The 3412-nt window shown below is 62.7% G+C and carries 5 protein-coding genes; 4 read left to right on the forward strand and 1 reads right to left on the reverse strand.

Annotated elements, in window-relative coordinates:
- Together K309_RS38820 and K309_RS0134285 are read left to right on the forward strand one after the other, a co-directional pair.
- Positions 1 to 399, forward strand: a 399-nt coding sequence (locus K309_RS38820) for a TolC family protein (protein ID WP_035878890.1), incomplete at its 5' end; no start/stop codon positions are given.
- 199 nt (positions 400 to 598) lie between these two features.
- Complete coding sequence (locus K309_RS0134285; protein ID WP_029050397.1) at positions 599 to 1156, forward strand: RrF2 family transcriptional regulator; 558 nt, start codon at positions 599 to 601, stop codon at positions 1154 to 1156.
- Positions 1157 to 1286: 130 nt separating this feature from the next.
- Here K309_RS0134285 and K309_RS0134290 read toward each other — a convergent pair whose 3' ends face one another.
- Positions 1287 to 2216, reverse strand: a complete 930-nt coding sequence (locus K309_RS0134290; protein ID WP_232232643.1) for a helix-turn-helix domain-containing protein — start codon at positions 2214 to 2216, stop codon at positions 1287 to 1289.
- A gap of 126 nt (positions 2217 to 2342) precedes the next feature.
- On the opposite strand from K309_RS0134290, the gene K309_RS38825 reads away from it, so the two are divergent.
- Together K309_RS38825 and K309_RS0134300 are read left to right on the forward strand one after the other, a co-directional pair.
- On the forward strand, positions 2343 to 2687 hold the full coding sequence (locus K309_RS38825; RefSeq protein WP_232232644.1) for a carboxymuconolactone decarboxylase family protein: 345 nt from the start codon (positions 2343 to 2345) through the stop codon (positions 2685 to 2687).
- A 9-nt stretch (positions 2688 to 2696) separates the two neighbouring features.
- Complete coding sequence (locus tag K309_RS0134300; protein ID WP_029050399.1) at positions 2697 to 3188, forward strand: YkgB family protein; 492 nt, start codon at positions 2697 to 2699, stop codon at positions 3186 to 3188.
- Positions 3189 to 3412: the final 224 nt, after the last annotated feature.

Genomic DNA, 3412 nt, shown 5'->3' on the forward strand with positions numbered 1-3412 from the left:
CTGATCGGCTCGACCATCGCGCAGACGGTGTTCGACGGCGGCCGCAACAGTTCCAACCTGGCCGGCGCGCGCGCCGCGCACGAGGAAAGCGTGGCGCGCTACCGGCAGGCCGTGCTGTCGGCGTTTCGTGAGGTGGAGGACAGCCTGGCCGACGTGCGCTGGCTCAGCCAGCAGGCCACGGCGCTCGACAGCGCCCTGGCTGGCGCGAAACGGGCCCAGCGCATCTCGCGCAGCCGCTACGACGCCGGTGCCGTCGACTACCTGGCGGTGATCGACGCCGATCGCACCGTGCTGCAGTCGCTGCGCGATGCCAATGCGGTGGCAGGCTTGCGTGCTGCGGCGACCGTGTCGCTGGTGCGCAGCCTCGGCGGTGGATGGAGTCAGCGGCAACAATCGTGACAGTGCCTGCTGCCGGTTGTGTTGGAGCGTGTATCAGGAGGCCTGTCGCTCACATCAGGCAGGCACCCGGCGCCAGGCGACCGGAAGCCGGTTATCGGCCCGGTTGCCGTCACCGCCCATCAGCAAGCGTGCGTGTCCTTGCGATTCCCGCGGAAGTTGTATAGCATTGAAACTACGATATATAAAGTCTTAGTATTCCATGTCCCAAATCAGTACAGGCGTTGAATACAGCCTCCACTGCCTGCTGTACCTGACACATTCGCAGGCGGCCGTGGAAGAAGCGAGTGTCCGTGATCTGGCTGAGCTTCAGGGCGTGCCCCACGACTTCCTGGCCAAGCTGTTCACCAAGCTGGCCAAGGCCGGGCTGGTGGTCGCCACGGAGGGCATCAAGGGCGGATTCCGGCTCGCGCGGCCCGCCAACCACATTACCGTTCACGATGTCGTGGTCGCGATCGATGGCGAGAAGCCGCTCTTCGACTGCCTCGAGATCCGCGGGCGCTGTGCCGTCTTCAATGATGACGCGCCGGGCTGGGCGACGCGTGGCGTTTGCTCGGTTCACGCTGTCATGCAGGCTGCGGAGAAGGCTATGCGAGCGGAACTGAAACGGCATACTCTGGCCGACCTTTCCCAGCGCGTTAACGACAAGACGCCGGCCAGCTACGGTGTGCAGGTTGTCAGGTGGCTGTCGGATCGTGCGGCCAATCGGCGGGGCGAAAGGGCTGCGCCCACGCGCGCGGGTTCACGCAAGAGCGGCTGAGGTCCGCGCGCTCGCTCATTCCTGCGCACATTGCTTGGGGATCGCCGGATTTGGTTGCTCAGGGCGCAGTCATGCAGCGAGGATCGGTACTTGCACAGCACGCGGCAATCGATTGAATCCGCGATGGAAATCAGTCGCTACCCACACGTTGACGAGACGCCGTTCGCTGCCGAAATCCGCTTGGGTCCACACCATGCAGTTTGTGGAACGCCTGCGAGAAATTGCTGCGACTGGAGAAGCCAACGGCGTGTGCCACCTGGGAAACCTGCAGGGTTGTAGTCGCCAGCAGTTCCGCGGCCTTGTGCAGCCGAACCGCTCGCAGCATGGCCATCGGCGTCTGGCCGAACGCCCGTTCGAAGTGCGAAGCGAACGCTGAACGGCTCATTCCAGCCAGATCGGCCAATCGCTGCACGGATAGTGGTGCTTGGGGTTGTTCAAAGAGCTTCTCCAACGCGAGTACCAGCCGGGGATCGGCAACGGCCGCCGTCCACGACAGCTCCGCGTCATCGGTTTCCATCTGGCGCCGCAGCAGCATGACGAGGCATTGCTTGAGCAATGCCTCGATCAGCACCCTCGATCCCAGGCCGGGCTGTGCGGATTCCGCCAACAGCATGACGAACTGGTCCTTCAGCCCCGCTGGCCCGTCGAACCGCGTCACGATCGGATGCCGCAGCATCCTGAAGGGATCGGCCGTACTCGCCGCAAAGCGCAACTCCCCACACGCCAACTCAACCCCCACTGCCGCCTCGCCCACCTTCACCGTCGGCGCCGTTTCGCGCGCGGACCATGAGCCAAGCCTTGTCCGATCCACCGACATAGTCGGCGACTCGAACGCGCATTCCAGCCGGTAGGAAACGCCCGGCGGCATCAGGACGAAACTGTGCGGCTGCAAAGCGATGCGGCGGCCATTGCCTGCGTCGAGCGTTCCGCTGCCGTCCAGGCAGTAGTGAAGGCTGGCCGTCTCGCACGCTTCGAAACGCACGCTCCATCCATCGCGTATGTCGCATCGTGTGATGTGCGTGACACCGATGTCGAGTGTGGCCAGGAAATGCTCGAGCACACGGTGTGCAGAAGGGGAGGATGCCATCATTGGACGAATTGAAACCAAACTAAGACCAAGTGGAACCTTGCCATTTCTATCATAAGTACTCCAATCCCACCCTTGATGGAGTTTGCCATGTTCTAAATGAAGGATCTTGCCCGTCTGAGGAAGCTGGACGAAAAAGCTCCTGAAGCGATGAAGAGCTTCCGCGCGTTTGACCAGGCAGTTCTTGCAGACGGCGCGCTTTCGGTGCAGCAGAAACAGATTATTGCGGTGGCCGTGGCGCTGACAACGCAGTGCCCCTGGTGCATCGCCTGCATACCAAGGCCGCCCAAGATGCCGGCGCCACCAATACGCAACTTGCGGAGGCTGCGCTCGTGGCCGCCGCAATCCGGGCGGGCGGAGCGCGCGCATGCGCGCCGTCGCAATGACAGAAAGGAGGTCTGCGCCACCGGGGCGTGCTCCTCCACCACACCACATATCCGTTGAGGAGTAAATATGCAACCCATCACATCCGTCACCACAACGCGGACCAGCGAAGCCATCAACAACCACGAGGCGTTGCTGCGCTGGTCCCTGGTTATCGTCTTTCTTTGGTTCGGCGGGATGAAGTTTACCGGCTACGAAGCGCAGGGTATTGCGCCGTTCATCGAGAATAGCCCCTTCATGGCCTGGCTTATCGACGCGTTCGGTGTACGTGGCGCCAGCGCTGTCATTGGCGTGCTGGAACTGTCCACCGCGGTGACACTGACCGTCGGTGCATTCCATCACAGGGTGTCGGTACTTGGTGCAGCCATGTCATGCGCGACATACGCCATCACACTGACGTTCTTTGTCACCACCCCTGGCGTTGCAGAGCCGACTGCTGGCGGGTTCCCCGCGATCTCGGCGCCGATCGGCCAGTTCCTGCTGAAGGACCTCGTGCTGTTGGCTGCGTCGGCTTCTCTGCTGCGCACGGCGCTGGCACGTTGCCGGGCGGATCGTCCCTGATTTTTCAGGAGCTTATTGGTGCCGGCTTTGCCTGCATGTGGATCTCCCGGGCAGTTCCGCGGCATGTGGTAGTGGCCTGACCGCGCTGGCAATCGTGAACAAGGGCGATCCGATGGATCGCCCTTGTTGCCTTGTGCGCCCAGCATGGGCGTACTCCTGCGGGTGCAAGTCCCGCCGTAAGCTGGTCATAGCGAACGAAGTGAAGCGCAACTGCATGAGGGTGA

This window comes from Cupriavidus phytohabitans (assembly GCF_000426345.1).
Taxonomy (GTDB): Bacteria; Pseudomonadota; Gammaproteobacteria; order Burkholderiales; family Burkholderiaceae; genus Cupriavidus.

Excerpts from the sequence above, each read along its gene's own strand:
- K309_RS0134300 (WP_029050399.1), top strand. The coding sequence starts at position 2,697 with ATGCAACCCATCACATCCGTCACCACAACGCGGACCAGCGAAGCCATC.
- K309_RS38825 (WP_232232644.1), top strand. The coding sequence starts at position 2,343 with ATGAAGGATCTTGCCCGTCTGAGGAAGCTGGACGAAAAAGCTCCTGAA.
- K309_RS0134285 (WP_029050397.1), top strand. The coding sequence starts at position 599 with ATGTCCCAAATCAGTACAGGCGTTGAATACAGCCTCCACTGCCTGCTG.